This window comes from Bacillus sp. HNG, assembly GCF_003400205.1.
Classification (GTDB): domain Bacteria; phylum Bacillota; class Bacilli; order Bacillales; family Bacillaceae_L; genus Ferdinandcohnia.
In genome coordinates this window covers 1-628 of record NZ_QUQV01000057.1, presented here as the reverse complement: position 1 = coordinate 628, position 628 = coordinate 1, and the positions used below count along the sequence as shown (strand labels likewise).

Genomic DNA, 628 nt, shown 5'->3' with positions numbered 1-628 from the left:
CCGTAAGGAGCCAGCCGCCTAAGGTGGGACAGATGATTGGGGTGAAGTCGTAACAAGGTAGCCGTATCGGAAGGTGCGGCTGGATCACCTCCTTTCTAAGGAAACTGAAGTTCTACGAACTTCATAAAAAGACGCTTTGTATTGTGGTCAGTTTTGAGAGTGCTTTTGTACTTTCAAAGGTCGATTTTTGCATAAACGCAAAAATCATTTGCGCTTGCGTCTGCAAGATTAATCAAAGATGATTGATTCCTCAGCGCAAAGCTGCATGAAGATTACTCACTGATGCTTAATCATGATGTGATTGAAGTCAGTAGCTTCGTTCTTTGAAAACTAGATAACGTAACAAAACATTCATTGAAGTAAAGTTCTTTAAAACTTAAAGGTGAATGAGAAGCGAGAAGGTCGAGGAACCGATTGAGGAATCACCGGAGCGTACTTTAACGTACGTGAGGATGATGACGAATGAGGTGACAAAGAGATTCGAAGCTTATCAAAGCCGAATAGGTTAAGTTATGAAGGGCGCACGGTGGATGCCTTGGCACTAGGAGCCGATGAAGGACGGTACTAACACCGATATGCTTCGGGGAGCTGTAAGTAAGCATTGATCCGAAGATTTCCGAATGGGGAA

Annotated in this window: 1 protein-coding gene and 2 rRNA genes; all 3 read left to right on the top strand. The window is 43.6% G+C overall.

Features of this window, described 5'->3' with window-relative positions; all coding sequences use genetic code 11:
• Window positions 1–95 (top strand): 16S ribosomal RNA (locus tag DZB84_RS24640); the annotation flags it as partial.
• Between the two features lie 291 nt (window positions 96–386).
• Window positions 387–509: a hypothetical protein gene (locus tag DZB84_RS25520; protein WP_262984001.1), complete on the top strand. Its 123-nt coding sequence runs from the start codon at window positions 387–389 to the stop codon at window positions 507–509.
• A 23S ribosomal RNA gene (locus DZB84_RS24635) occupies window positions 504–628 on the top strand; the annotation flags it as partial. The genes DZB84_RS25520 and DZB84_RS24635, both read left to right, overlap by 6 nt.